We start from the raw sequence: 24,382 nt of genomic DNA, 5'->3' as shown, positions 1-24,382 counted from the left end.
CAATATGCCGCCGTTTTCACTGGATGAGCGCGTTGAGGTTGGCCGACGCCGCTCAATGCCGCCTGAGCAGACTCCCGCCATACACCAGCGCCGACAGCACGGTAATCCAGAAGCTGGTCGGCCAGTCGGTATAGAACGCGAGCGTCAGACCGAGCCATGCCTGCATGAGCGCGAACACCGCGGCCAGCACCAGGCCGGTGGAGAGCCGCGTGCTCAGGTTCTGCGCGGCGGCGGCCGGCCCGACCATCAGCGTGAACACGAGCAGCACGCCGACGATCTGCGTGCACGCCGCCACCGCCAAAGCGGTGATCGCGAGAAACAGCACCGACACGCGGCGCAGCGACACGCCTTTCGCTTCGGCGAGTTCCGGTTGCAGCGACGCAAACAGCAGCGGCCGCATGATCGCCGCGAGCGCGACGAGGCTGACGGCGCCCAACGCCGCGAGCACGACGAGCGTCGATGCATTCACGCCGAGCACGTTGCCGAACAGCAGCGCCGTGACCTGCGTCGCGTACGCGGTAAAGAAGTGCAGAAACAGCAGACCGAAGCCGAGCGATAAAGACAGCGTCACGCCGATCGCGACATCGCGTCCCGCGAGCCGTTCGCCGAGCGCGCCCATGCCGACGCCCGCCGCGAGCGTGAAGCCGATCATCCCCCAGATCGGCGAGATGCCGATCAGCACCGCGCCGGTCGCGCCGGTGAAACCGACGTGCGAGAGCGCGTGACCGGCGAAGGTCTGTCCGCGCATCACGAGAAAATAGCCGACCACGCCAGCCAGCACCGCGACGATCCCCGACGCCGCGAATGCGTTCACCATGAAATCGTATTCAAACATCGTGTGTGTGTCCGTCGCGTGAGTCGTGCTGGTGTGAGTGGCCGTGCGAATGACTGTGCGAATGACCGTCGTCTTCGTCGTGTTCGTGCTCGTGATCGTGCTTCTCGACCTCGACGCCACCCGACATCACGAAGATGCGGCCATTCACGCGCATCACGTCGATCGGCGAACCGTAGAGCCGCGACAGCACCGGGCGCGTGATCACTTCGTCGACGGTGCCGAGCGCCGCGACGCTGTTGCCGAGATACAGCACGCGATCGAGCGAATTCAGCAGCGGATTCAGCTCATGCGCGGAGAACAGCACCGCGATGTCGAGCTCCTGCTGCACGCGCCGCACCAGCTCGACGACGCTCTTCTGATGATGCGGATCGAGGCTGATCAGCGGTTCGTCGAGCAGCAGCAGCTTCGGGTTGCCGAGCAGGCACTGCGCGAGCAGCAGCCGTTGACGCTCGCCGCCCGACAGTTCCGACAGCGGCCGTAGCGCGAGCTTGCTGCCGCCGACGAGTTCGAGCACCCGGTCGACGTCCGCGCGGGTGTGCGCATCCGCGTGCGGCAGGCCCCAGCGATGCCCGTCGGCGGCCATCGCGACGAAATCACGGCCGCGCACGCGGCGCCCGGCGAGCGCGCTGCGCGTCTGCGGCATATAGCCGATCGATGCGTTGCCGCGCTCGACCGCCCGCCCGAGCACGCGGATCGCGCCTTGCGCGGCCGGCACCAGACCGAGCACCGCGCGCATCAGCGTGGTCTTGCCCGCGCCGTTCGGCCCGAGCACGCCGATGAACTCGCCCTGGTTTACGACGAAGCTCGTATCGCGCAGGATCGCGCGGTCGCCGAGTTCGAGCGTCACGCGCTCGAGTTCGAGTACGGGCGTGCCGCTCCTGGCGGTGCTGGACGCGCCGGTCGGCGCAGCCGCTGGCGCGTGGCGGCCAGTCGAAATCATGGGGTTTTTCCTTTGGCGTCGTTCGCGCCGTTCGTGTCACCCGCGGCGAGCGCCTTCTCCAGCGCGTCGAGCTGCGTGAGCATCCACGTCTGATAGGTCTTGCCGGCCGGCAAGGTTTCGGTGACGCTCATCGTCGGTACTTTCGATTGCTGTGCAAGCTTCAACATGCGTCGGGTCAGCGCCTCGGTTGCCTGGCTGTTATAGATCAGAACGCGCACGCGCCGCTCGCGCAGATCGCGTTCGAATGCGGCGATATCGGCCGCGCTCGCCTCGGTGTCGTTCATCGTCGCGAGCTGGAAACGCTGGTTGCGCATCGCGAGCCCGATCGCGTCCGACATATAGCCGAACACCGGCTCGGTCGCCGTGACCGGCACGCCCGCGTAGCGGCCGTGCAGTTCGGCGACCTTCGCGTCGATCGGCTTCAGCGAATCGAGAAACTTCGCGAGGTTCGCATCGTACGCCGACTTGTGCGCCGGGTCAGCCGCGACGAGCGCGTCGCTGATCGCGCGCGCGACCTTCGGCATCGTCGCCGGGTCATACCACAGGTGCGGATTGTCGCCGCCTTTCCTGCCGGTGAGATCGGCCGCGATGATCACGGTGCGCTGCGTGCTTTTCGACGCGGCCAGCAATTTCGCCATCCACGGATCGTAGTCCGCACCGTTGTACACGATGAGGCTCGCATGCTGCAATGCGCGCGCGGTGGCCGTGCTCGCTTCGAACAGATGCGGGTCCTGGTCCGGGTTGCTGAGGATGCTCGTCACGTTGACGCGCTCGCCGCCGAGCTGCCGCACCACGTCGCCGTAAAAATTCTCCGCGGCGACGACCGGGATTTTCGCGTCGGCGGCAAACGCGCCGTGGCCGAACGCGAGCGCGGCGCCCGCGAGCAGCCAGGCCGGGAGATATTTCGACAGCTTCAGCGCGCGGCGCGCTCCGGTGAACATCGAGCCGATTGTTTTCATCGTCGTTTCCTGCTGCGTGAGAGTTGAATGAACCACCGACGGTGGCGGTGACTGCTATGGATATGGATGGCGCTGCGGGACCCCGATCTCGCGGCACGCGACCACCGCGTGTCGAGGCCGGAATGATATAACGTATCGCGCTTTCCTGTCAGTACGACCGTATCCGGGGACGAGGGAATCCTGCCGCGCTGCACCATCGAAATCTGGCCACGCGCCTTGACATGACCCGGTCCGTATCCGATCATTCGATCACTTACAGAGCAATTGTTCGCGCAATGAGCGTTCGCTCACTACGCGCCAGAATGCAGAACGAACCGGAGACAGGCAGTGGCGGCACGATTGCAGGACAAGGTGGCCATTCTGACGGGCGCGGCCAGCGGTATCGGTGAAGCGGTGGCGCGGCGCTATCTCGACGAAGGCGCGCGCTGCGTGCTGGTCGACGTGAAGCCGGTCGACAGCATCGGCGACACGCTGCGCGCCGCCTACGGCGAGCGCGTGCTGGGCGTGAGCGCCGACGTCAGGCGCCGCGAGGACATCGAACGCATCGTGACGAGCACGCTCGGGTGCTTCGGCCAGATCGACATCCTCTTCAACAATGCGGCGCTGTTCGACATGCGCCCGCTCCTCGACGAATCCTGGGACGTGTTCGACCGCCTCTTCGCGGTCAACGTGAAGGGCATGTTCTTCCTGATGCAGGCCGTCGCGCGGCAGATGGTCGAGCAGGGCCGCGGCGGCAAGATCATCAATATGTCGTCGCAGGCCGGACGGCGCGGCGAGGCGCTCGTTTCCCACTACTGCGCGACCAAGGCGGCCGTGCTGAGCTACACGCAATCGGCGGCGCTCGCGCTGGCGCCGCACCGGATCAACGTGAACGGCATCGCGCCGGGCGTCGTCGATACGCCGATGTGGAACGAAGTCGACGCGCTTTTCGCGCGCTACGAGAACCGGCCGCCCGGCGAGAAGAAGCGGCTCGTCGGCGAGGCGGTGCCGCTCGGCCGCATGGGCGTGCCCGACGATCTGACCGGCGCCGCGCTGTTTCTCGCGTCGGCGGACGCCGACTACATCACCGCGCAGACGCTGAACGTCGACGGCGGCAACTGGATGAGCTGAAGAGTGGGCTGAAAGCGGGCATATCGCCCGCCACCGGTGGCGTGTCATTCCGAACAACGAACGCAGCACGACATAACGCACGAGAAAGGAGACAACGATGAAACCAGCGATGAAACCAGCTTTCAAATTCGCGCTGAAGGCGGCCGGTGCCGGCGCGGCGGCATGCTTTGCGCTGAGCGCGTCGGCGGCGACGGTGACGATCGCGACGCTGAACAATCCGGACATGATCGAGCTGAAGAAGCTTTCGCCCGCATTCGAAAAGGCGAATCCGGACATCAAGCTGAACTGGGTGATTCTCGAGGAAAACGTGCTGCGCCAGCGCGCGACGACCGACATCACGACCGGCAGCGGCCAGTTCGACGTGATGACGATCGGCGCGTATGAAACGCCGCAATGGGGCAAGCGCGGCTGGCTCACGCCGATCACCAACCTGCCGGCGAGCTACGATCTCGACGACGTCGTGAAGACGGCCCGCGACGGCCTGTCCGCGAACGGCCAGCTCTACGCGCTGCCGTTCTACGTCGAAAGCTCGATGACCTATTACCGCAAGGATCTGTTCGACAAGGCCGGTCTGAAGATGCCCGATCAGCCGACCTATGACCAGATCGCGCAATTCGCCGACAAGCTCACCGACAAGTCCAAGGAGCAGTACGGCATCTGTCTGCGCGGCAAGGCGGGCTGGGGCGAGAACATGGCGTACGGCACGACGGTGGTCAACACCTTCGGCGGCCGCTGGTTCGACGAGAAGTGGCATGCGCAGTTGACGTCGCCGGAATGGAAGAAGGCGATGACGTTCTACGTCAATCTGCTGAAGAAAGACGGCCCGCCGGGAGCGAGCTCGAACGGCTTCAACGAAAACCTCACGCTGATGTCGTCGGGCAAGTGCGCGATGTGGATCGACGCGACGGTCGCGGCCGGCATGCTGTACAACAAGCAGCAGTCGCAGATCGCCGACAAGGTCGGCTTCGCCGCCGCGCCGATCGCGGTCACGCCGAAGGGCTCGCACTGGCTGTGGGCGTGGGCGCTCGCGATTCCGAAGTCGTCGAAGCAGGCCGACGCGGCGAAGAAGTTCATCACGTGGGCGACGTCGAAGGAGTACATCGAACTGGTCGCGAAGGATGAGGGCTGGGCCTCGGTGCCTCCCGGTACGCGCCAGTCCACCTACGCGCGCCCCGAGTACAAGCAGGCCGCGCCGTTCGGCGACTTCGTGCTGAACGCGATCAAGACCGCCGACCCGGATCATCCGACGCTGAAACCCGTGCCGTACACCGGCGTGCAGTTCGTCGGCATCCCCGAGTTCCAGTCGTTCGGCACCGTGGTCGGTCAGAGCATCTCCGGCGCGATCGCCGGTCAGATGACGGTCGATCAGGCGCTCGCGGCCGGCAACGCGGCGGCCGATCGCGCGGTGAAGCAGGCCGGCTACCAGAAGTAACCCGGAAGCAACGCGGCGGCAAACGTACGCCGCAAAACGACCGCGGGAAGCAGCGCGGCGCGACCCGATAAAGCAACCCGGGAAGCACCGCGGCCAGTCTCGCGGCAGGCCCGCCGCATCGATCGATGCGGCACGCGCCGGCCGATGCGCATCAACCGATGCGCGCCGGCCGGCTCACGCAGCAGAGCGGGCCGTTCGCCGGCGGCGCGCGTCGCGCGGCAGGTCGTCGCGCGTCACGCGCGCGGCTCGGACGAACGCTCCGCGCATTACCGAACAGGTGGTCCATCATGCGTCCCTTGCGCCTACCTCTCATGCACGCCCATCCCCAGACAGAAAAAGAACGCGAAGCCCGCAAGGCGAATTCGGCCCGTTGGCTCGTCATGCCCTCGGTCTCCGTGCTCGTGCTGTGGATGGTGATTCCGCTCGCGATGACGATCTGGTTTTCGTTCTCGCGCTACAACCTGTTGAACCCCGATCTGCGCGGTTTCGCCGGTCTCGACAACTACCGTTACCTCGCCACCGATCCGTCGTTCGGGCCGTCGATCGCGCACACGATCGAGCTGATCGTATCGGTGCTGGTGATCACGGTGGGTGGCGGCGTGCTGATGGCGGTGCTGTTCGACCGCAAGTTCTACGGTCAGGGCATCGCGCGGCTGCTGGCGATCGCGCCGTTCTTCGTGATGCCGACGGTGAGCGCGCTGATCTGGAAGAACATGATCCTGCACCCGGTGTACGGCCTGATCGCCCAGGGCATGCGCGCGCTGGGCATGCAGCCGATCGACTGGTTCGCCGACTATCCGCTCACCGCGGTCATCATGATCGTCGCGTGGCAGTGGCTGCCGTTCGCGTTCCTGATCCTGTTCACGGCGATCCAGTCGCTCGACCAGGAGCAGAAGGAAGCGGCGCGCATCGACGGCGCAGGACCGTTCTCGATGTTCTTCTACATCACGCTGCCGCACCTGCGACGCGCGATCGCGGTCGTCGTGATGATGGAGACGATTTTCCTGCTGTCGATCTTCGCCGAGATCTATACGACCACCGGCGGCGGTCCGGGCGACGCGACCACCAACCTGTCGTACCTGATCTTCTCGCTGGGCCTGCAACAGTTCGACGTCGGTCTCGCGTCGGCGGGCGGCATTCTCGCGGTCGTGCTGGCCAACATCGTGTCGTTCTTCCTCGTGCGGATGCTCGCGAAGAACCTGAAAGGGGAGTACGAAAAATGAGCCACGTTGCCTCCACTCCGGCGTCGACGACGCAGCCCGTCGCGGTGTCGACGAAATCGCCGTTCGAAACGGTCCGCCGCGGCATTCCCGGCGTGATCGCGTGGCTCGTCGCGCTGCTGCTGTTCTTCCCGATCTTCTGGATGACGATCACCGCGTTCAAGACCGAGCAGCAGGCCTACGCGTCGTCGCTGTTTTTCATCCCGACGCTCGACAGCTTCCGCGAGGTGTTCGCGCGCAGCAACTACTTCGCGTTCGCGTGGAATTCGGTGCTGATCTCGGTCGGCGTCACGCTGCTGTGCCTGATTCTCGCGGTGCCGGCCGCGTACGCGATGGCGTTCTTCCCGACGCGCCGCACGCAGAAGGTGCTGCTGTGGATGCTCTCGACGAAGATGATGCCGTCGGTCGGCGTGCTGGTGCCGATCTATCTGCTGTGGAAAAACAGCGGCCTGCTCGATACGGTGTCGGGTCTCGTCATCGTCTACACGCTGATCAATCTGCCGATCGCGGTGTGGATGGCGTTCACGTATTTCGCCGAGATTCCGCGCGACATTCTCGAAGCCGGACGCATCGACGGCGCCGCGACGTGGCAGGAGATCGTCTACCTGCTGATGCCGATGTCGCTGCCGGGACTCGCGTCGACCGCGCTGCTGCTCGTGATCCTGTCGTGGAACGAAGCGTTCTGGAGCATCAACCTGTCGAGCTCGAACGCGGCGCCGCTGACCGTGTTCATCGCGTCGTATTCGAGCCCCGAGGGGCTGTTCTGGGCCAAGCTGTCCGCCGCGTCGCTGCTCGCGGTCGCGCCGATCCTGATCGTCGGCTGGCTGTCGCAGAAGCAACTGGTGCGCGGTCTCACGTTCGGGGCGGTCAAATGACGGCAGGCGCGGAAATGGTGGCGCCCGCGAACAGGCTGGCGCTGATCTGCGATTGCGACGGCGTGCTGATCGACAGCGAAGCCGTGGCCGCGCGCATGCTCGTGCACGAACTCGAGGCGCGCTGGCCCGGCGCGGACGTCGAACCGGTCGTGCTGCCGCTGCTGGGATTGCGCATCGAGCGCGTGTTGCAGGACGCCGCGACGCAGCTCGGCAAGCAGCTCGGCAGCGACGATATCGCGGCGATTCGCCATGCGGTCGAGGCGGCGGCGCTGCAGGCGCCGGTGGTCGACGGCATCGAGGCCGCGCTGGCTCAGGTGCCGCTCGTCAAGGGTTGCGCGAGCAACAGCTTCCGGCCGTACGTCGAGGCGGTGCTCGCGCGCACGGGTCTCGCGCGCTTTTTCGGCGAGCACCTCTTCTGCGCGGACGCGGTGCCGAATCCGAAGCCGGCACCGGACGTGTATCTCGCGGCGGCGCGCGACTTCGGTCTTGCGCCGGGCGCGTGCCTCGTCGTCGAGGACAGCGTGGCCGGCGTGAGCGCGGCCGCCGCGGCGGGCATGGCGGTGCTAGGCTTTATCGGCGGCGGTCATGCGAGCGATGCGCAGATCGACCGCCTGCACGCGGCCGGCGCGCGTCACGTGTTCGACGACATGCGGGAGTTGCCGGACCTCGTCGCGCAATGGACGCTGAGCGCGACGGCGGCCGCGCCCTGAGCGCACGGCGGATTCGCGCACGAATTCGCGCGGCCCCCGGCAACCCGGGAGCGCGCGCAGCAACAGGCAGTACGCGGTATCGAACAGCATGACACGGAGACACATCATGGCAAGCCTAACCTTGCGCAACATCAGAAAGGCCTATGACGACAACGAGGTGATGCGCGACATCAATCTCGACATCGCGGATGGCGAGTTCGTCGTGTTCGTCGGGCCGAGCGGTTGCGGCAAATCGACCCTGATGCGGATGATCGCGGGTCTCGAGGACATCACGAGCGGCGATCTGAATATCGACGGCGTGCGCATGAACGACGTGCCGCCGGCGAAGCGCGGCATCGCGATGGTGTTTCAGTCGTACGCGCTGTATCCGCACATGACGCTGTACGACAACATGGCGTTCGGGCTGAAGCTCGCCGGCGCGAAGAAGCCGGAGATCGACGCGGCGGTGCGCAACGCGGCGAAGATCCTGCATATCGATCATCTGCTCGACCGCAAGCCGAAGCAGCTCTCCGGCGGTCAGCGCCAGCGCGTCGCGATCGGCCGCGCGATCACGAGAAAGCCGAAGGTGTTCCTGTTCGACGAACCGCTGTCGAATCTCGATGCCGCGCTGCGCGTGAAGATGCGCCTCGAATTCGCGCGTCTGCACGACGAGCTGAAGACGACGATGATCTACGTGACGCACGACCAGGTCGAGGCGATGACGCTCGCCGACAAGATCGTCGTATTGTCGGCGGGCAATCTGGAGCAGGTGGGCACCCCGACGATGCTGTATCACGCGCCCGCGAACCGTTTCGTCGCGGGTTTCATCGGCTCGCCGAAGATGAACTTCATGGAAGGCACCGTGCAGTCGGTGTCGCACGACAGCGTCAGCGTGCGTTATGAGACCGGCGAGACGCAGCGCGTCGGGGTCGATCCGGGCTCGGCGAAGCAGGGCGACAAGGTGACGGTCGGCATTCGCCCCGAGCATCTGCACGTGAGCACGACCGAGGATGGCATCGACGCGCGCACGATGACGGTCGAGTCACTGGGCGACGCGGCGTATCTGTACGCGGAGTCGAGCGTCGCGCCCGATGGCCTGATCGCGCGGATTCCGCCGCTCGAACGGCATGCGAAGGGCAACGTGCAGAAGCTCGGCGCGACGCCCGAGCACTGCCATCTGTTCGATAGCGAAGGCAACGCGTTCCAGCGCAAGATCGTCGAGGTGCTGGCGGCTTGATGAAACGGAAAGCGGCGCCTGGGCGCCGCTTTTCGCGAATGCGCGGCTTTTCGCGCGCTATAGGGTAATAGGGATGAGCCGCGGAACGCGGCGGGCACCACGCCGCCGCAGCTCACGCCTCCAACGCCGCCCGCGCGCACAACTCGTCGGTCACCAGCCCCGAAAGCCAGCCTCCCTTGAGCACCGCGATCAACGCGTCGCGCTTGCGCTGCCCACCCGCGAAGCCGATGGTCGGCCGGCGCGGCGGCGCGTCGAGCGCGATGCTCGTCACGCGCCGGCCGGTCGGCGATTCGACGTGCGCGCCGGCCGCATCGATCGGCAAACCGAGCATTTCGGCGACCGCGCCGTTGTGCATCAGCTCGTTCACCTCCGCCTCCGTGATGAAGCCGTCCTCGTGCAACGGACAGGCCATGCCGATGTTGCCGATGCCGACGAACGCGACATCGGCCTGCGCGGACAGCGACTCGACGATCCGGTACAGCCGGTGATTGCACCACTGCGCGCGCTCGGCCTCGTTATCGGCGAGCAATGGCGCGGGCAGCAGAAAATGCTTGCCGCCGGTCTTTTCGGAAATGTGCAGCGCGACGTCGTAGCGGTTCGAGGAGCCGTCCTGCGCGATTGCCCCGACCATCGATACCAGCCGGTGCTGCGGACGGTCGAGCTGCGCGATCTGATCGACCGCGGCCTTCAGCGTACGGCCGCTGCTGACCGCGACGACCATCGGCTTTTGCTCGTTCAGATAGCGCTCCATCACCTGCGCGCCGGCCACCGCGAGCTTGCGGTCGAGTTGCTCGGGCGTGTCGCCGTCGATCGGCACGATCTCGCACATGCTGAGGCCGTAGCGCTTCGACAGCTGATCGGCGAGCGACAGACAGTCGGCGAGCTTGTGATCGACGCGCACGCGGATCAGGTTCTTTTCGACCGCGAACGCGACGAGCCGCTGCGCGACCGGCCGCGAGACCTGCAGCTTTTCGGCGATTTCGTTTTGCGTATTGCCCGCGACGTAGTAAAGCCACGCGGCGCGCGTCGCGAGATCGAGTTTTTCGGTTGACCTGGGCACGATGACGGTTCGCTCGAGTTTTGCTTGAAGTGTGCCGATGAAAGCGGCCGGCCCCGCGCCTGAGCGAAGGCCGGCCGCGGTTGGGCGCTCAGGCGAGCGGCGCGCGCGCGGGATCGAACAGCGGCCGTACGTGGCGATACAGCGCCCGGTACGCGTCGAGCCGCGTGCGCAGTTCCGCGTGGCGGCGCGGATTCGGCGTGAACTCCTTTTCGACGGGCGGCTTGGTCAGTACCTTGGCCGGATCGCCGCCCGCGGCGAGCCAGCCCAGACGCGCGGCGCCGAGCGCCGCGCCGGTCTCGCCGCCGCCGTGCTTGACCGTGGCGGTGTCGAGCGCGTCGGCGAGCAACTGCGCCCAGTAATCGCTGCGTGCGCCGCCGCCGAGCAGCGACAGCACCTTCGCCTCGGTGCCGGCCGCGCGCAGCGCATCCAGCCCGTCGGTGAGCGCGAGCGTCACGCCTTCGAGCACCGCGTAGCCGAGCAGCGCGCGATCGGTCGCGTGATTCATGCCGAAGAACACGCCTTGTGCGTACGGGTCGTTGTGCGGCGTGCGCTCGCCCGACAGATACGGCAAAAAGAGCGGCGCGGTGGTGAGCGCGTGGGCGGGCAGCGCCTCGATTTCGGCGAGCAGCGTCGGCTCGTCGGTGGACGTGAGCTTGCAGACCCAGCGCAGACAGCTCGCCGCCGACAGCACCACGCTCATCTGATGCCAGCGGTCCGGAATCGCGTGACAGAACGCGTGCACCGCGGAGGCCGGGTTCGGCCGGAAGCTGTCGCCGACCACGCACAGCACGCCCGACGTGCCGAGCGACACGAAGCCGTCGCCCGGCTGCGTCGCGCCGATGCCGATCGCACTGGTCGCGTTGTCGCCGCCGCCGGCCGCGACGATCACGTTCGCGCTCAGGCCGAATTCGCGCGCCACTTCGGGCAGCAGCGTGCCGGCCGGCGCGCTGCCTTCGCGCAGCGCCGGCATCTGCGCGCGCGTCATGTTGCAGGCGGCCAGCAACGAATCGGACCAGTCGCGCTTCGCGACGTCGAGCCACAGCGTGCCGGCCGCGTCCGAGGGATCGGACACCTTGCCGCCCGTCAGTTGCAGGCGCAAATAATCCTTCGGCAGCAGCACGCAGGCGGTGCGCGCAAAAATGTCGGGTTCGTGACGCGCGACCCACAGCAGTTTCGGCGCGGTAAAACCGGGCATCGCCAGATTGCCGGCGACGCCGTGCAGCTCCGGCGCGCGCCCGGTCAGCTCCGCGCATTCCTTGTCGCTGCGCATGTCGTTCCACAGGATCGCGGGCCGCAGCACGCGATTGTCCGCATCGAGCAGCACCGCGCCGTGCATCTGTCCCGACAGGCCGATGCCGCGAATCTGCGCGAATTCGTCCGGATGGCGTGCGCGCAATGCGGCGAGCGCCGCGCGCGTGCCCGCCCACCAGTCCTCGGGATTCTGCTCGGCCCAGCGCTGATGCGGGCGCGAAACGGTAAACGGAGAGCCCGCGGTGCCGATCACGCGTCCGTCGGAGGCGAGCAGCAGAACTTTCACTTCGGACGTGCCGAGGTCGATGCCTAAGTACATGGGCGCGAAACCTTCGTCGTTGGGGATGCGCTACTTTAGCCGCACATCGCGGGCGCTGTCATGAGCATTAAGCCTGGCGGCGCGCGCGAGCCGAGCGGAAACGGAAGGTGCCGGTCAGGCCGCGCCGCGTTTCACGAGCCATGCGTCGACGCGCGCGAGCGCGCCGGCGAGCGCCGCTTCGAGTTCGGGCGTTTGCGCCATGCGGCCCCACAGCAGCTTGTCGGCGGCGAACGCGCGCAGCGGCTCGGGCGCCGTGAAGAAGCCGTGCGCGACGCGCTCGTCCATCACGCCGTCCTGATACGCGTACGGCAGTCTGCCCGTGTGCCAGCGCTCGAGAAAGCGGAAGAACAGCGCGGGCAGCATCGCGGTCGCGGCCGGCGTCCGGCCGCGCTCGAAGCACTCGGCGAGCGTCGGCGCGATGAAGCCGGGCAGCTTCGAGAAGCCGTCGGCGGCGACGCGCTGGTTCGTGTCGAGGATGTGCGGATTGCTGAAACGCTCCAGCACGACGTCGCGATAGCGTTCAAGATCGAGCGGACTTGGCGAGAGACATGGGATCACGTCTTCGGTCACGTAGTCGTACGCGAACTGGCGGATGTCGGCGTCGAGCGTGCCTTCGTGAATGTAGTTCAGTCCCACCAGCGTGCCCGCCCACGCGATGCAGCTATGCGGCGCGTTCAGGATGCGGATTTTCGCTTCCTCGTACGGAAGCACCGAATCGACGAGTTCCGCGCCGACCCTCTCCCAGGCCGGCCGTCCCGCGACGAAGCGGTCCTCGATCACCCACTGGATGAACGCCTCGCCCATCACCGGGCTCGCGTCGTCGACGCCGGTCGCGGCCTTCACGCGCTCGCGCACATCGGGCGTCGGGCGCGGCGTGATGCGATCGACCATCGAGCACGGGCACGACGTGTTGTCGTCGAACCATCGCGCGAGCGCGTCCGCGCCGCGCCGCGCGAGGAATTCGCTCATGCCCGCATGAAAGCGCTCGCCGTTGCTGCGCAGGTTGTCGCAGGTCTGCAGCGTGACGGGACCCGCGCCGCGCTTCATGCGCGCGTCGAGAATCGCCGCGAGCGCGCCGTAGATCGTCGTATGGCCCCCGGCGAGATCGGCGGCGAGATCGGGGTTCGCGGTGTCGAGCCGGTCGTGCTCGTCGAGGTAATAGCCGCCTTCGGTGACGGTGAACGCGATGATCCTGCAGGCCGGATCGGAGCCGGCTTCGATCAGCCCGTCGAGGTTTTCGGTCCACGGCAGCACGCGCTCGATCGAGCGGATCGTCTCGTACGCGCGCTCGCCTTTCGGCGTGACGGTTTCGAGCGTATAGACGCCGTCCTGCGCGGCGAGCGCTTCGAGCACCGGGTTCATATCGCCGCGGATATTGCCGACCGTCAGCGACCAGCGCGGTTCGCCGGGCTGCGTTGCTTCGTTGAGCCGATGCAGATACCACGCCTGATGCGCGCGGTGAAACGATCCCGCGCCGATGTGCAGGATCATGTGTGCGGCCGCGCCGCTGCCTTGCCCGCTGTTCATGTGCGTCTCCTGTGTCGGGCAGAGTTAGCGCGTCAGCGCTTACTCCGGTCCCATGCAACCCGGTTGCAGTTCTCCGCGGCTCGAAGCGCGCGTTTGTGTGCATAGAGCATTTGCTCTGTATGTGAGCGAATGATCGTACCCGGTGAAGCGAAAGTCAAGGCAACGCGCGGGGTTTTCGATCCCCAAGTGCGCCACGCAAGCCGTTTTGCGTTGCATCAAATTTGACCTTGCGCGCGTCGGGACTAACCCGAATGCAAAAAAGTATCGGTCAGTGGTCTCTTTTCGAGTGGTGGTCAGCGCGTTTGGCGGTTACTTTTCGCTTTACAAGACGAAGTTTGGCGGCGCCCGCATCGTTCAAAGCGCGCACCGCTTCATGGAGGCAGACAGTGGAACCCGATCTCGAGATCGTGGCCGTACGCCACGACGAATCGTTCAAGGTGTGGTCGCATGGCTATCCGTATCGCACGGTACGCTGGCACTTTCATCCCGAATACGAGATTCACCTGATCGTCGCGACGACCGGCAAGATGTTCGTCGGCGATCACATCGGCAGCTTCGCGCCCGGCAATCTGGTGCTGATGGGCCCGAACCTGCCGCACAACTGGGTCAGCGACGTGCCGGAAGGCGAGAGCGTCGTGCAGCGCAATCTGGTCGTGCAGTTCGGCCAGGAGTTCGTGTCGAATTGCCTCGAGAGTTTTCCGGAGTGGCGCCAGGTCGAGGCGATGCTCGCCGACGCGCGCCGCGGCCTGTCGTTCGGCATGGAGACCTCGGCGCGGATCCAGCCGCTCTTTCTCGAACTGCTCGCGGCGCGCGGGCTGCGCCGGCTCGTGCTGTTCATGTCGATGCTCGAGATCCTGATGAACGCACAGGACCGCGACACACTCGCGAGTCCCGCGTATCAGGCCGATCCGACCAGCTTCGCGGCGACCCGCATCAATCACGTGCTCGCGTATATCGGCAAGAACTTCGCGAACGAGTTGCGCGAGTCCGAACTCGCGCAGCTTGCCGGTCAGAGCGTCAGCGCGTTTTCGCGCTATTTCCGCCGCCATACCGGGCTGCCGTTCGTGCAGTACGTGAACCGCATGCGCATCAATCTCGCGTGCCAACTGCTCACCGACGACGAGTTGAGCGTGACGGACATCTGCTTCAAGGCGGGCTTCAATAATCTGTCGAATTTCAACCGGCAGTTTCTCGCCGTGAAGGGGATGGCGCCGTCGACGTTTCGCCGTTATCAGCAACTGAACGATGCGAGCCGCGATGCTTCCGAAGAGGCGGCCGCGCACGGCCGGGGCATCGACAACGCTCCGGCGATCGTGATCGCGCCGGGCTTGCCACGTCATGGCGCCGCTTATCCGGTCACGTAGTGCCACCCGGTAGTCCGCTGCTTTAATCCACCCGCGTTTCAACACGCATCGCGCCGTGCTTCCACGGCGCGAGGGGCGTGCTCACTTCAAAAAATGGAGACAACCATGAAGTCACCTGTTTTTCAGCCTCGCTTGCACTCCGCATTGTCGTCGGTTTCGTCGAATGGGCTCGCGCGCCGCGTCGCCGCGCTCGCCTTCGGTCTGTCGCTCGCGGCGGCCTCGGCCGGCGCGCAGGCCGCGCCGCTGAAAATCGGCATGACGTTCCAGGAGCTGAACAACCCGTACTTCGTGACGATGCAGAAGGCGTTGAACGACGCCGCCGCGTCGATCGGCGCGACGGTGGTGATCACCGACGCGCACCACGACGTCAGCAAGCAGGTCAGCGACGTCGAGGACATGCTGCAGAAGAAGATCGACATCCTGCTCGTGAATCCGACCGATTCGACCGGCATCCAGTCGGCGGTGACGTCGGCGAAGAAGGCGGGCGTGGTGGTGGTCGCGGTCGATGCGAACGCAAACGGCCCCGTCGATTCGTTCGTCGGCTCGAAGAATTACGACGCCGGCGTGATGGCCTGCGAATACCTCGCGAAATCGATCGGCGGCAGCGGCGAAGTGGCGATTCTCGACGGCATTCCGGTCGTGCCGATTCTCGAACGCGTGCGCGGCTGCAAGGCGGCGCTCGCGAAGTCGCCGGGCGTGAAACTGGTCGACACGCAGAACGGCAAGCAGGAACGCGCGACCGCGCTGTCCGTCACCGAGAACATGATCCAGGCGCATCCGAATCTGAAGGGCGTGTTCAGCGTGAACGACGGCGGCGCGATGGGCTCGCTGTCGGCGATCGAATCGTCGGGCAAGGACATCAAGCTGACCAGCGTGGACGGCGCGCCCGAAGCGATTGCCGCGATCCAGAAGCCGAATTCGAAATTCGTCGCGACCTCCGCGCAATTCCCGGCCGACCAGGTGCGCATCGCGCTCGGCATCGCGCTCGCGAAGAAGTGGGGCGCCAATGTGCCGAAGGCGATTCCGGTCGACGTGAAGCTGATCGACAAGAGCAACGCGAAGGGCTTTAGCTGGTAATGCAGGCACGGGCCGCCGCATGTATCGATCATGCGCGGCGGCCCGCGGCAGAGGAACACGCGATGGACACGATTCTCAAGCTCGACAACATCAGCAAGAGCTTTCCCGGCGTGAAGGCGCTGCAAGGCATTCACCTCGAGATCGCGCGCGGCGAGATTCATGCGCTGCTCGGCGAGAACGGCGCGGGCAAGTCGACGCTGATGAAGATTCTGTGCGGCATCTATCAGCCTGACGAAGGCACGATCACGCTCGATGGCGAGCAACGCCACTTCGAGAACTATCACGACGCGGTGGCCGCGGGCGTCGGTATCGTGTTTCAGGAGTTCAGCCTGATTCCGTATCTGAACGCGGTGGAGAACATATTTCTCGGCCGCGAGATGAAGAACGGCTGGGGCCTGCTCGAACGCCGCAAAATGCGGCGCGTCGCGTCACAGATTTTCGAGCGGCTCGGCATCGCGATCGATCTGTCGGTGCCGATTCGCGAACTGTCGGTCGCGCAGCAGCAGTTCGTCGAAATCGGCAAGGCATTGTCGCTCGATGCGCGCGTGCTGATTCTCGACGAGCCGACCGCGACGCTGACGCCCGCCGAAGCCGCGCATCTGTTCACGATCATGCGCGAGCTGAAGCAGCAGGGCGTCGCGATGATCTTCATCTCGCACCACCTCGAAGAGATCTTCGAGGTGTGCGACCGCATTACGGTGCTGCGCGACGGCCAGTACGTCGGCATGACCGAGGTCGCGCAATCCGACGTGAGCCGCCTCGTGCAGATGATGGTGGGGCGCCGCATCGAGAGCAGCTTTCCGCCGAAGCCGCCACCGCGCGCCGGCGCGAAGGTCGTGCTCGACGTCGTGCGCCTGCAGTTGTTCAAGGACAGTCCGGAGTTGAGCTTCACGCTGCGCGAGGGCGAGATTCTCGGTTTCGCCGGACTGGTCGGCTCGGGGCGCACCGAGACCGCGCTTGCGGTGATCGGCGCGGATCGGGCCTACGTGAAGGAGATCCGCGTGAACGGCGCGGCCGCGAAACTCGCCGATCCGGCCGATGCGTTGCGCGCGGGCGTCGGCATTCTGCCGGAGAGCCGCAAGACCGAAGGGCTCATCACCGACTTCTCGATCAAGCAGAACATCTCGATCAACAACCTCGGCAAGTATCGCTCGCTGCGCTTCTTTATCGACCAGCGCAACGAGGCGCGCGCGACCGCCGACATCATGAAGCGCGTCGGCGTGAAGGCGCCGACGATGCACACCGAGGTCGCGACGCTGTCGGGCGGCAACCAGCAGAAGGTCGTGATCGCGCGCTGGCTCAATCACCACACGAACATCCTGATCTTCGACGAACCGACGCGCGGCATCGACGTCGGCGCGAAGTCCGAAATCTATCTGCTGATGCGCGAACTCACCGCGCGCGGCTACTCGATCATCATGATCTCGTCCGAGCTGCCGGAGATCGTCGGCATGTGCGACCGCGTCGCCGTGTTCCGGCAGGGCCGCATCGAAGCGCTGCTCGAAGGCGACGCGATCGAGTCGAACGCCGTGATGACCTATGCGACCGCCGGTTCGCTCGGAGCTAATCATGAACACGCCTGATTCTTCTTCGCCGAAAACTTCCACCGTCGCGAGCGATACGCCGGGCGCGCCGGTGCGCTTCACATGGGCCGCGCTGAAACGCTCGACGCTGTTCTATCCGTTCGTCGGCCTGCTGCTGGTCTGCATCGTGATGGTGTTCGCGAGCGACAGTTTTCTTTCCGCCGCGAACATCGAGAACGTGCTGCGCCAGGTGTCGATCAACGCGATCATCGCGGTCGGCATGACCTGCGTGATCCTGACGGGCGGCATCGATCTGTCGGTGGGCTCGGTGATGGCATTGGCGGGCACGCTCGCGGCCGGGTTGATGGTCGCCGGCATGAACGCGGTTGCCGCGCTCGCGATCGGCATCGCGGTCGGTCTCGGCTTCGGCGCGGCCAACGGCTTTTTCGTCGCGTTCGCCGGCATGCCGCCGATCATCGTCACGCTCGCGACGATGGGCATCGCGCGCGGTCTCGCGCTGATCTACACCGGCGGCTATCCGATCGACGGCCTGCCCGACTGGGTCGGCTTTTTCGGCAGCGGCAAGATCCTCGGCATCCAGGCGCCGGTCGTCATCATGGCCGTGATCTACGTGATCGCATGGGTACTGCTCGAACGCATGCCGTTCGGGCGCTACGTGTACGCGATCGGCGGCAACGAACAGGCGACGCGCCTGTCGGGCGTGCGCGTCGCGCGCGTGAAGCTGATCGTCTACACGATCGCCGGCTTGACGTCCGCGTTCGCCGCGATCGTGCTGACCGCGCGCCTGATGAGCGGCCAGCCGAACGCGGGCGTCGGCTTCGAACTCGACGCGATCGCCGCCGTCGTGATGGGCGGCACGTCGATCTCGGGCGGACGCGGCTCGATCATCGGCACGCTGATCGGCGCGCTGCTGCTGGGCGTGCTGAACAACGGCCTGAACATGGTCGGCGTGAATCCATACGTGCAGAACGTGATCAAGGGCGGAATCATTCTGCTCGCGATCTACATCAGCCGCGACCGCAGAAAGTGATGCTCTTTTCCCCAACACACTCTCTATCTGGCAGGACCATGCAATGACGACTCCATCCAATCCATCCGATCGGCAAGACATGACCGCGATCGTCTGTCATGCGCCGAAAGACTATCGCGTCGAACAGGTGAAAAAGCCGGCCGCCCGCGCGCATGAGCTGGTAATCCGCATCGCCGCGTGCGGCATCTGCGCGAGCGACTGCAAATGCCATTCAGGCGCGAAGATGTTCTGGGGCGGCCCGAGCCCGTGGGTGAAAGCACCGGTGATTCCGGGCCACGAATTCTTCGGCTATGTCGAAGAACTCGGCGAGGGCGCGGCCGAGCATTTCGGCGTGAAAAAGGGCGACCGCGTGATCGCCGAGCAGATCGTGCCGTGCGGCAAGTGCCGCTATTGCAAATCCGGCCAGTACTGGATGTGCGAAGTGCACAACATCTTCGGCTTTCAGCGCGAAGTCGCGGACGGCGGCATGGCCGAATACATGCGCATTCCGCCGACCGCGATCGTCCACAAGATTCCCGACGGCATCTCGCTCGAAGACGCCGCGATCATCGAGCCGCTGGCCTGCGCGATCCACACGGTCAATCGCGGCGATCTGCAACTGGATGACGTGGTCGTGATCGCGGGCGCGGGTCCGCTCGGTCTGATGATGACGCAGATCGCGCATCTGAAGACGCCGAAGAAGCTCGTCGTGATCGATCTGGTGGAAGAACGCCTCGCGCTCGCGCGCGAATACGGCGCGGACGTGACGATCAATCCGCGGGAGGACGACGCGCTCGCGATCATCCATTCGCTCACTGACGGATACGGCTGCGACGTCTATATTGAAACGACCGGCGCGCCGATCGGCGTGAACCAGGGGATGGACCTGATCCGCAAGCTCGGACGCTTCGTCGAATTCTCGGTGTTCGGCGCCGATACGACGCTCGACTGGTCGGTGATCGGCGATCGCAAGGAGCTCGACGTGCGCGGCGCGCACCTTGGGCCCTACTGCTATCCGATCGCGATCGATCTGCTGGCGCGCGGGCTCGTCACGTCGAAGGGCATCGTCACGCACGGCTTTTCATTGGAAGAATGGGACGAAGCGATCCGGGTCGCGAACTCGCTCGACTCGATCAAGGTGCTGATGAAGCCGCGCGCGTGAGCGTCGTGCGCGCGAGTTTCGCGCGCGGCCTGTCAACGGAGACTCTATGAACTACGTCATCGGCGTCGATATCGGCACGCAGAGCACGAAGGCGCTGCTCGTCGATCAGCACGGCGCGATCGTCGCGCAGCACGCGTCGAGCTACCAGCCCGATACGCCGAAACCGCTGTGGGCCGAGCAGTGGCCCGCGGTGTGGCTGAAAGCGGTGATCGAATGCGTGGCCGCCTGCGTGCGCGACGCGAAGGCGGCCGGCGTCGCCGCGAGTTCGATCAAGGCGCTGTGCGTGAGCAGCCTGTATGGCGGCTCCGGTATTGCGGTCGACAGCGACATGCGGCCGCTCGCGCCGTGCCTGATCTGGATGGACCGGCGCGCGACCGCGCAGGTCGACTGGGTGCGCGATAACGTCGATCTCGAACGGCTCCATACGATCACCGGCAACGGCGTGGACAGCTACTACGGCTACACGAAGATGCTGTGGCTGCGCGAAAACGAGCCGGACGTATGGGCGCATACGCGCTATTTCCTTCCGCCGAACGCGTACGTGATCTACATGCTGACCGGCGAGGTCGCCGTCGATCACAGCTCGGCCGGCAACATCGGCGGCGTCTACGACATCGCGAAGCGCGACTGGTCGGACGAAGCGCTCGACATGCTCGGCATTCCGGCGACGATGATGCCGGATCGCCTCGTCGAATCGTCGGAAGTCGTGGGCGGGCTGCTGTCGCAATGGAGCGCGCAGCTCGGGCTCGACCCGGGCACGGCGATCGTCGCGGGCGGCGTTGATGCGGCGATGGCGACGTTCGCGGCCGGCGTCACGCGCGCGGGTCAGCATGTCGCGATGATCGGCACGAGCATGTGCTGGGGCTATATCAATCAGCGCGTCGACGCGCGGCATGGGCTGGTCAGCATGCCGCATGTCTTCAACGGGCAGCACGATATCTACGTGTTCGGCGGCGCGATCACCGCGGGTGCGTCGGTCACGTGGTATCGCGAGCAGTTCTGTCATGCGGAGAGCGAGGCCGCGCGCGCGACGCCGCATGGCGATCCGCATCGGCTGCTCGAAGAGTCGGCCGCGCAAGTGCCGGCCGGCGCCGACGGCGTGCTGTTCCTGCCGTATCTGATGGGCGAGCGCAGTCCCGTGTGGGATGCGAAGGCGAGCGGCGCGTTCGTCGGTTTGAGCCTTTTCCATACGCGCGCGCATCTGTATCGCGCGGTGCTGGAAGGCGTGTCGTTCGCGCTGCAGCACAACATCGAGGCAGGGCGTAAAGGCGCGCCGTCGCTCGACGACAAGCTGATCGTGGTCGGCGGCGCCGCGCATTCGGACCTGTGGATGCGGATCATCGCCGACGTCACCGGCTATCCGGTCTACACGATCGAACAGGACGTCGAGGCCGCGATGGGCGCCGCGCTGCTCGCGGCGCTCGGCGTCGGGCTCGTCTCGCGCGAGGTGGCGCAAGGCGGCTGGGTCACGCTGATCGAGCGCGCGCAGCCCGACGCACAGCGCGTGGCGTTATACGAAGAGCGCTTTGGCGTGTACAAGGATCTCTATCCGGCGTTGAAGCCGGTCATGCATCGGTTGCAATCATCATGAACGCCACTTTCGATTTTTCCGGCCGCTCGATTCTCGTGACGGGCGCGTCGAGCGGTATCGGCCGCGCGACGGTCGAGGCGTTGTGCGCGAGCGGCGCCGCGGTCGTCGCGGCGGCGCGCAACGTGAACGAGCTCGCGCGGCTCGCCGAGGAAACGGGCTGCGAACCGCTGACGCTCGACGTTCGCGACGAATCGGCGATCGACGAAGCGTTCGATGCGCTCGATCCGTTCGATGGTCTCGTCAATTGCGCGGGCATCGCGTTGCTCGAACGCGCGGTCGATACGACGGCCGCGAGCTTCGATCGCGTGATGGCGGTGAATACGCGCGGCGCGGTACTGGTCGCGAAACACGTCGCGCGCGCGATGATCGATGCGCGCCGCGCGGGCAGCATCGTCAACGTATCGAGCCAGGCGGCGCTCGTCGCGCTCGACGATCATCTGAGCTATTCGGCGTCGAAGGCCGCGCTCGATGCGGTCACGCGCGCGCTGTGCATCGAGCTGGGGCCGCATGGCATCCGCGTGAACAGCGTGAACCCGACCGTCACGCTGACGCCGATGGCGGTGCAGGCCTGGAGCGATCCCGCGAAACGCGACCCGGCGCTGGCCGCGATTCCGCTCAGGCGTTTCGCCGAATCCGCCGAGGTCGCCGCGCCGATCCTGTTTTTGCTGAGCGATGCGGCGTCGATGATCAGCGGCGTGTGCCTGCCGATCGATGGGGGGTATACGGCGCGCTAGAGGGGGCTGGTACTGTTGGCCGGAGGCCCTGTCAGACGGTGTGGGGCCATCCGGTGCGAGGAAGCGCGGACTACTCGCTCAGAAGAAGACGCTTCAGTTCGTCAAGAAAAGACTCCGCTGTATGTCCCCACAGTGTCGGGTCGAACTGCCTGCCAAAATTCTCCTCAAAGGCTGCGTCAAGATTTCCAGCATGATCGCTCTTGAATTGGTCTATCTCGGCCACCGTCGCGTTAATCATTTCTGGCGTGCTGGCGCTTGCACAAGCCCGAACCAACTCTTCAATTGTGTTCCCCCAGTAGTCGAAATCTTCATTGAAGTAAACACCGATCAATTGATCCAGATTAAAGTACTTCATATATCAATATCCACGCGAAATCAGTCACTGAGCATAGCCGTGAGAATATAGTACGGCATCCCGTTATACGCTTCGTACTTCAAGACAATCTCACCTTACTGCTATCCACCAAGGTGTCGGTCTTCTTGACCAATGCGTAACCCACTTTTTTTCCAACGTCCTTCTCCAGCCTCAGAGGCCACTTCGGCGCTTTTGTCCATGCATTAATCAGCAAGGCATTTGCGCGCATCGTTTCCGATATAGCCCACTCCGCCTCCTCACGATTTACGAAAGACGATACTACGCGCTTCCCCGGCTCCAATCTGAGCCTCTCCCGCAACTGCGCTTCAGTCCTCCCGACATGTTTCAAAATCGTATGCCCACCGATCCGGCTGCCCGCCTTCGCCTCATGCATGTCCAGTTTGATCCGGCCCGTCGTGACTCGCATCGCGCGTGCCGCCCTGATCGAGCCAGCAAAGCCGAATGGCACGGCGATATCGACGGAGAGGCCGATGTTGTCCGCCATGTCAGGGCTCACCCTCATCGCTTCAGCGAGTTTCGTCGTGCCCTGCCGGGTCAGTGTGACCGTGTCCTGACCAGTCCAGATCTGCCGCAGGCCCGCCGCCGCCGAATCCGAGCCATGTACCCCGAACACGACACACCCGGCTTTGCTCGCCATCGTCGGCTCCGGCAAAACGCACAACGCACCCGCACCGACCATTTCCAGCACGCCGCCGATGACCTGCAATCCGCCCCAAAGCCGATTGGTCGTCATTTCCGTCTGGCTGATCGACTGGCGGGATAGCACGGCCGCGAGTTGCGGAGCACTCAGTACAACCTTCACTCCTTCCGTGTTATCGGCACCTGACATATCGAAACCCTCTGACGTTTTTTATGGGGTTCCGATGCTGCCATGCTGACCATCTCTCAAAATTCGGATAACTCCGAATTTCGCGTATTCCGATGCACAGTGCCTGTTCTGCATCAAGTGGGAATAGCCGCGAGCATTACGCTCGCTGGGACTCTCCGGCCATATCCTGTCCTGCATGACCGCCACGAAAATCACAACCTGTATTTTCCATCGGTTGTGTCGTCGCGCCGCGCCGGATACGGGATGCCAGGTTTGTCGGGGAAGCGCCTTACACGCGCTAACCGTTACAACAACGTCCGCACATGCCAAAGCTCAGGGAACAGTACGACGTCGAGCATCTTGCGCAGATACGGCGCGCCGCTCGTGCCGCCAGTGCCCTGCTTGAAGCCGATGATGCGCTCGACCGTCGTCACGTGCCGGAAGCGCCATTGCCGGAATGCATCCTCGAGATCGACGAGTTCCTCGGCCATCTCGTACAGCTCCCAATGCTCGGACGGATTGCGATACACCTCGAGCCACGCCGCCTCGACCGACGCATCGTGTTCGGTCGGCTTGGTCCAGTCGCGTTCGAGCCGCGCCGGCGAAATCGCGAAGCCGCGCCGCGCGAGCAGGCGCACCACCTCGTCGTAGAACGACGGCGCCTCGAGCGTGGCCTTCACGTCGGCGTACACGTCGGCGTGATGCGCGTGCGGCTTGAGCATCTGCTCGTTCTTGTTGCCGAGCAGAAACTCGATCTGCCGGTACTGGTACGACTGGAAGCCCGACGAGCTGCCGAGGTACGGCCGCATCGCCGTATATTCGGACGGCGTCATCGTCGCGAGCACGTTCCACGCCTGCACCAGTTGCTCCATGATGCGCGACACGCGCGCGAGCATCTTGAACGCGGGCGGCAGTTCGTCGCGATGCACCGCCTTCAGCGCCGCGCGCAGTTCATATAGCGCGAGCTTCATCCACAGTTCGCTGGTCTGATGCTGGATGATGAACAGCATCTCGTTGTGATCCGGCGACAACGGATGCTGCGCATCCAGCACCTTGCCGAGCGACAGATAATCGCCGTAGCTCATCGACTCCGAGAAGTCGAGCTGCGCGCCGTGCCAGCCGCTGTCGGCGCCGCCGGGCGAAGCGGCCGCGTGGGGCGTCGCCGGCGTAGCTGGCGGCGGCTGCCCATACCCGAACGGGCAGCCTCGTGCCGCCGGTTCTTCCGGCAAGCCCGGCGTGTCCATGTGATCGGTCATTCTGGTT

The 24,382-nt window shown here is 65.2% G+C and carries 21 protein-coding genes and 1 pseudogene; 13 read left to right on the top strand and 9 right to left on the bottom strand.

The window, feature by feature from the left end; all coding sequences use genetic code 11:
• Nucleotides 1-52: 52 nt before the first annotated feature.
• The 3 genes from QM685_RS09615 to QM685_RS09605 are packed head-to-tail and all read right to left on the bottom strand — an operon-like array spanning nucleotide 53 to nucleotide 2,734.
• Nucleotides 53-835, bottom strand: coding sequence for a metal ABC transporter permease (locus QM685_RS09615; RefSeq protein ID WP_415115111.1), 783 nt, complete (start codon nucleotides 833-835; stop codon nucleotides 53-55).
• Nucleotides 828-1,775: an ABC transporter ATP-binding protein gene (locus tag QM685_RS09610; RefSeq protein ID WP_415115109.1), complete on the bottom strand. Its 948-nt coding sequence runs from the start codon at nucleotides 1,773-1,775 to the stop codon at nucleotides 828-830. Before QM685_RS09610 ends, QM685_RS09615 begins: the two co-directional genes overlap by 8 nt.
• Nucleotides 1,772-2,734 (bottom strand): metal ABC transporter solute-binding protein, encoded by a 963-nt coding sequence (locus tag QM685_RS09605; protein ID WP_415115107.1) that lies wholly within the window; start codon nucleotides 2,732-2,734, stop codon nucleotides 1,772-1,774. The genes QM685_RS09610 and QM685_RS09605 overlap by 4 nt, the downstream gene beginning before the upstream one ends.
• A gap of 327 nt (nucleotides 2,735-3,061) precedes the next feature.
• On the opposite strand from QM685_RS09605, the gene QM685_RS09600 reads away from it, so the two are divergent.
• The 6 genes from QM685_RS09600 (at nucleotide 3,062) to QM685_RS09575 (ending at nucleotide 9,297) form a co-directional block, all read left to right on the top strand.
• Entirely contained in the window at nucleotides 3,062-3,844 is a 783-nt protein-coding gene (locus QM685_RS09600; RefSeq protein WP_415115105.1) for an L-iditol 2-dehydrogenase, read from the top strand.
• Between the two features lie 109 nt (nucleotides 3,845-3,953).
• On the top strand, nucleotides 3,954-5,276 hold the full coding sequence (locus tag QM685_RS09595; protein WP_415115399.1) for an ABC transporter substrate-binding protein: 1,323 nt from the start codon (nucleotides 3,954-3,956) through the stop codon (nucleotides 5,274-5,276).
• Nucleotides 5,277-5,563: 287 nt separating this feature from the next.
• On the top strand, nucleotides 5,564-6,499 hold the full coding sequence (locus QM685_RS09590) for a carbohydrate ABC transporter permease (protein ID WP_415115103.1): 936 nt from the start codon (nucleotides 5,564-5,566) through the stop codon (nucleotides 6,497-6,499).
• On the top strand, nucleotides 6,496-7,371 hold the full coding sequence (locus QM685_RS09585; protein WP_415115101.1) for a carbohydrate ABC transporter permease: 876 nt from the start codon (nucleotides 6,496-6,498) through the stop codon (nucleotides 7,369-7,371). Before QM685_RS09590 ends, QM685_RS09585 begins: the two co-directional genes overlap by 4 nt.
• Nucleotides 7,368-8,081 (top strand): HAD family hydrolase, encoded by a 714-nt coding sequence (locus QM685_RS09580; RefSeq protein ID WP_415115099.1) that lies wholly within the window; start codon nucleotides 7,368-7,370, stop codon nucleotides 8,079-8,081. Before QM685_RS09585 ends, QM685_RS09580 begins: the two co-directional genes overlap by 4 nt.
• Nucleotides 8,082-8,187: 106 nt before the next feature.
• Entirely contained in the window at nucleotides 8,188-9,297 is a 1,110-nt protein-coding gene (locus QM685_RS09575) for an ABC transporter ATP-binding protein (RefSeq protein WP_415115097.1), read from the top strand.
• A gap of 112 nt (nucleotides 9,298-9,409) precedes the next feature.
• Here the strand turns inward: QM685_RS09575 and QM685_RS09570 are convergent, their stop codons facing one another.
• The 3 genes from QM685_RS09570 to dalD form a co-directional block, all read right to left on the bottom strand.
• The gene (locus QM685_RS09570) at nucleotides 9,410-10,357 is read right to left on the bottom strand and encodes a sugar-binding transcriptional regulator (RefSeq protein WP_415115095.1); all 948 of its coding nucleotides are present in this window, start codon (nucleotides 10,355-10,357) and stop codon (nucleotides 9,410-9,412) included.
• Nucleotides 10,358-10,445: 88 nt separating this feature from the next.
• Nucleotides 10,446-11,927, bottom strand: coding sequence for a xylulokinase (xylB, locus tag QM685_RS09565; protein ID WP_415115093.1), 1,482 nt, complete (start codon nucleotides 11,925-11,927; stop codon nucleotides 10,446-10,448).
• Nucleotides 11,928-12,041: 114 nt separating this feature from the next.
• Nucleotides 12,042-13,454 carry a D-arabinitol 4-dehydrogenase gene (gene dalD / locus QM685_RS09560; protein ID WP_415115091.1) on the bottom strand — a complete coding sequence of 471 codons (1,413 nt, stop codon included), beginning with the start codon at nucleotides 13,452-13,454 and terminating at the stop codon, nucleotides 12,042-12,044.
• Nucleotides 13,455-13,840: 386 nt separating this feature from the next.
• On the opposite strand from dalD, the gene QM685_RS09555 reads away from it, so the two are divergent.
• The 7 genes from QM685_RS09555 to QM685_RS09525 all read left to right on the top strand — a co-directional run bounded on the left by QM685_RS09555 (nucleotide 13,841) and on the right by QM685_RS09525 (nucleotide 21,935).
• A complete protein-coding gene (locus tag QM685_RS09555; RefSeq protein WP_415115089.1) occupies nucleotides 13,841-14,818 on the top strand; it encodes an AraC family transcriptional regulator in 978 nt (325 codons plus the stop codon).
• 105 nt (nucleotides 14,819-14,923) lie between these two features.
• Entirely contained in the window at nucleotides 14,924-15,895 is a 972-nt protein-coding gene (locus QM685_RS09550; protein ID WP_415115087.1) for an ABC transporter substrate-binding protein, read from the top strand.
• Between the two features lie 62 nt (nucleotides 15,896-15,957).
• On the top strand, nucleotides 15,958-17,478 hold the full coding sequence (locus QM685_RS09545) for a sugar ABC transporter ATP-binding protein (RefSeq protein WP_415115085.1): 1,521 nt from the start codon (nucleotides 15,958-15,960) through the stop codon (nucleotides 17,476-17,478).
• Nucleotides 17,465-18,469 carry an ABC transporter permease gene (locus QM685_RS09540; protein WP_415115083.1) on the top strand — a complete coding sequence of 335 codons (1,005 nt, stop codon included), beginning with the start codon at nucleotides 17,465-17,467 and terminating at the stop codon, nucleotides 18,467-18,469. Before QM685_RS09545 ends, QM685_RS09540 begins: the two co-directional genes overlap by 14 nt.
• Nucleotides 18,470-18,512: 43 nt before the next feature.
• Nucleotides 18,513-19,610: an alcohol dehydrogenase catalytic domain-containing protein gene (locus tag QM685_RS09535; RefSeq protein ID WP_415115081.1), complete on the top strand. Its 1,098-nt coding sequence runs from the start codon at nucleotides 18,513-18,515 to the stop codon at nucleotides 19,608-19,610.
• Nucleotides 19,611-19,656: 46 nt separating this feature from the next.
• On the top strand, nucleotides 19,657-21,201 hold the full coding sequence (locus QM685_RS09530) for an FGGY-family carbohydrate kinase (protein ID WP_415115079.1): 1,545 nt from the start codon (nucleotides 19,657-19,659) through the stop codon (nucleotides 21,199-21,201).
• Nucleotides 21,198-21,935 (top strand): SDR family oxidoreductase, encoded by a 738-nt coding sequence (locus QM685_RS09525; RefSeq protein WP_415115077.1) that lies wholly within the window; start codon nucleotides 21,198-21,200, stop codon nucleotides 21,933-21,935. Before QM685_RS09530 ends, QM685_RS09525 begins: the two co-directional genes overlap by 4 nt.
• Before the next feature lie 70 nt (nucleotides 21,936-22,005).
• On the opposite strand, the gene QM685_RS09520 is transcribed toward QM685_RS09525, so the two are convergent.
• From QM685_RS09520 to kynA, 3 genes and pseudogenes are all read right to left on the bottom strand, one after another.
• Complete coding sequence (locus QM685_RS09520) at nucleotides 22,006-22,290, bottom strand: contact-dependent growth inhibition system immunity protein (RefSeq protein ID WP_415115075.1); 285 nt, start codon at nucleotides 22,288-22,290, stop codon at nucleotides 22,006-22,008.
• Between the two features lie 20 nt (nucleotides 22,291-22,310).
• Nucleotides 22,311-23,140: pseudogene (locus QM685_RS09515) on the bottom strand (RNase A-like domain-containing protein).
• A 284-nt stretch (nucleotides 23,141-23,424) separates the two neighbouring features.
• On the bottom strand, nucleotides 23,425-24,375 hold the full coding sequence (gene kynA / locus QM685_RS09510; protein WP_415115073.1) for a tryptophan 2,3-dioxygenase: 951 nt from the start codon (nucleotides 24,373-24,375) through the stop codon (nucleotides 23,425-23,427).
• Nucleotides 24,376-24,382 lie beyond the last annotated feature (7 nt).

The organism is Paraburkholderia sp., from assembly GCF_047605525.1.
Lineage (GTDB): Bacteria > Pseudomonadota > Gammaproteobacteria > Burkholderiales > Burkholderiaceae > Paraburkholderia.
Note: the sequence above shows the minus strand (reverse complement) of the source record. Positions and strands in the feature narration are given on the sequence as shown.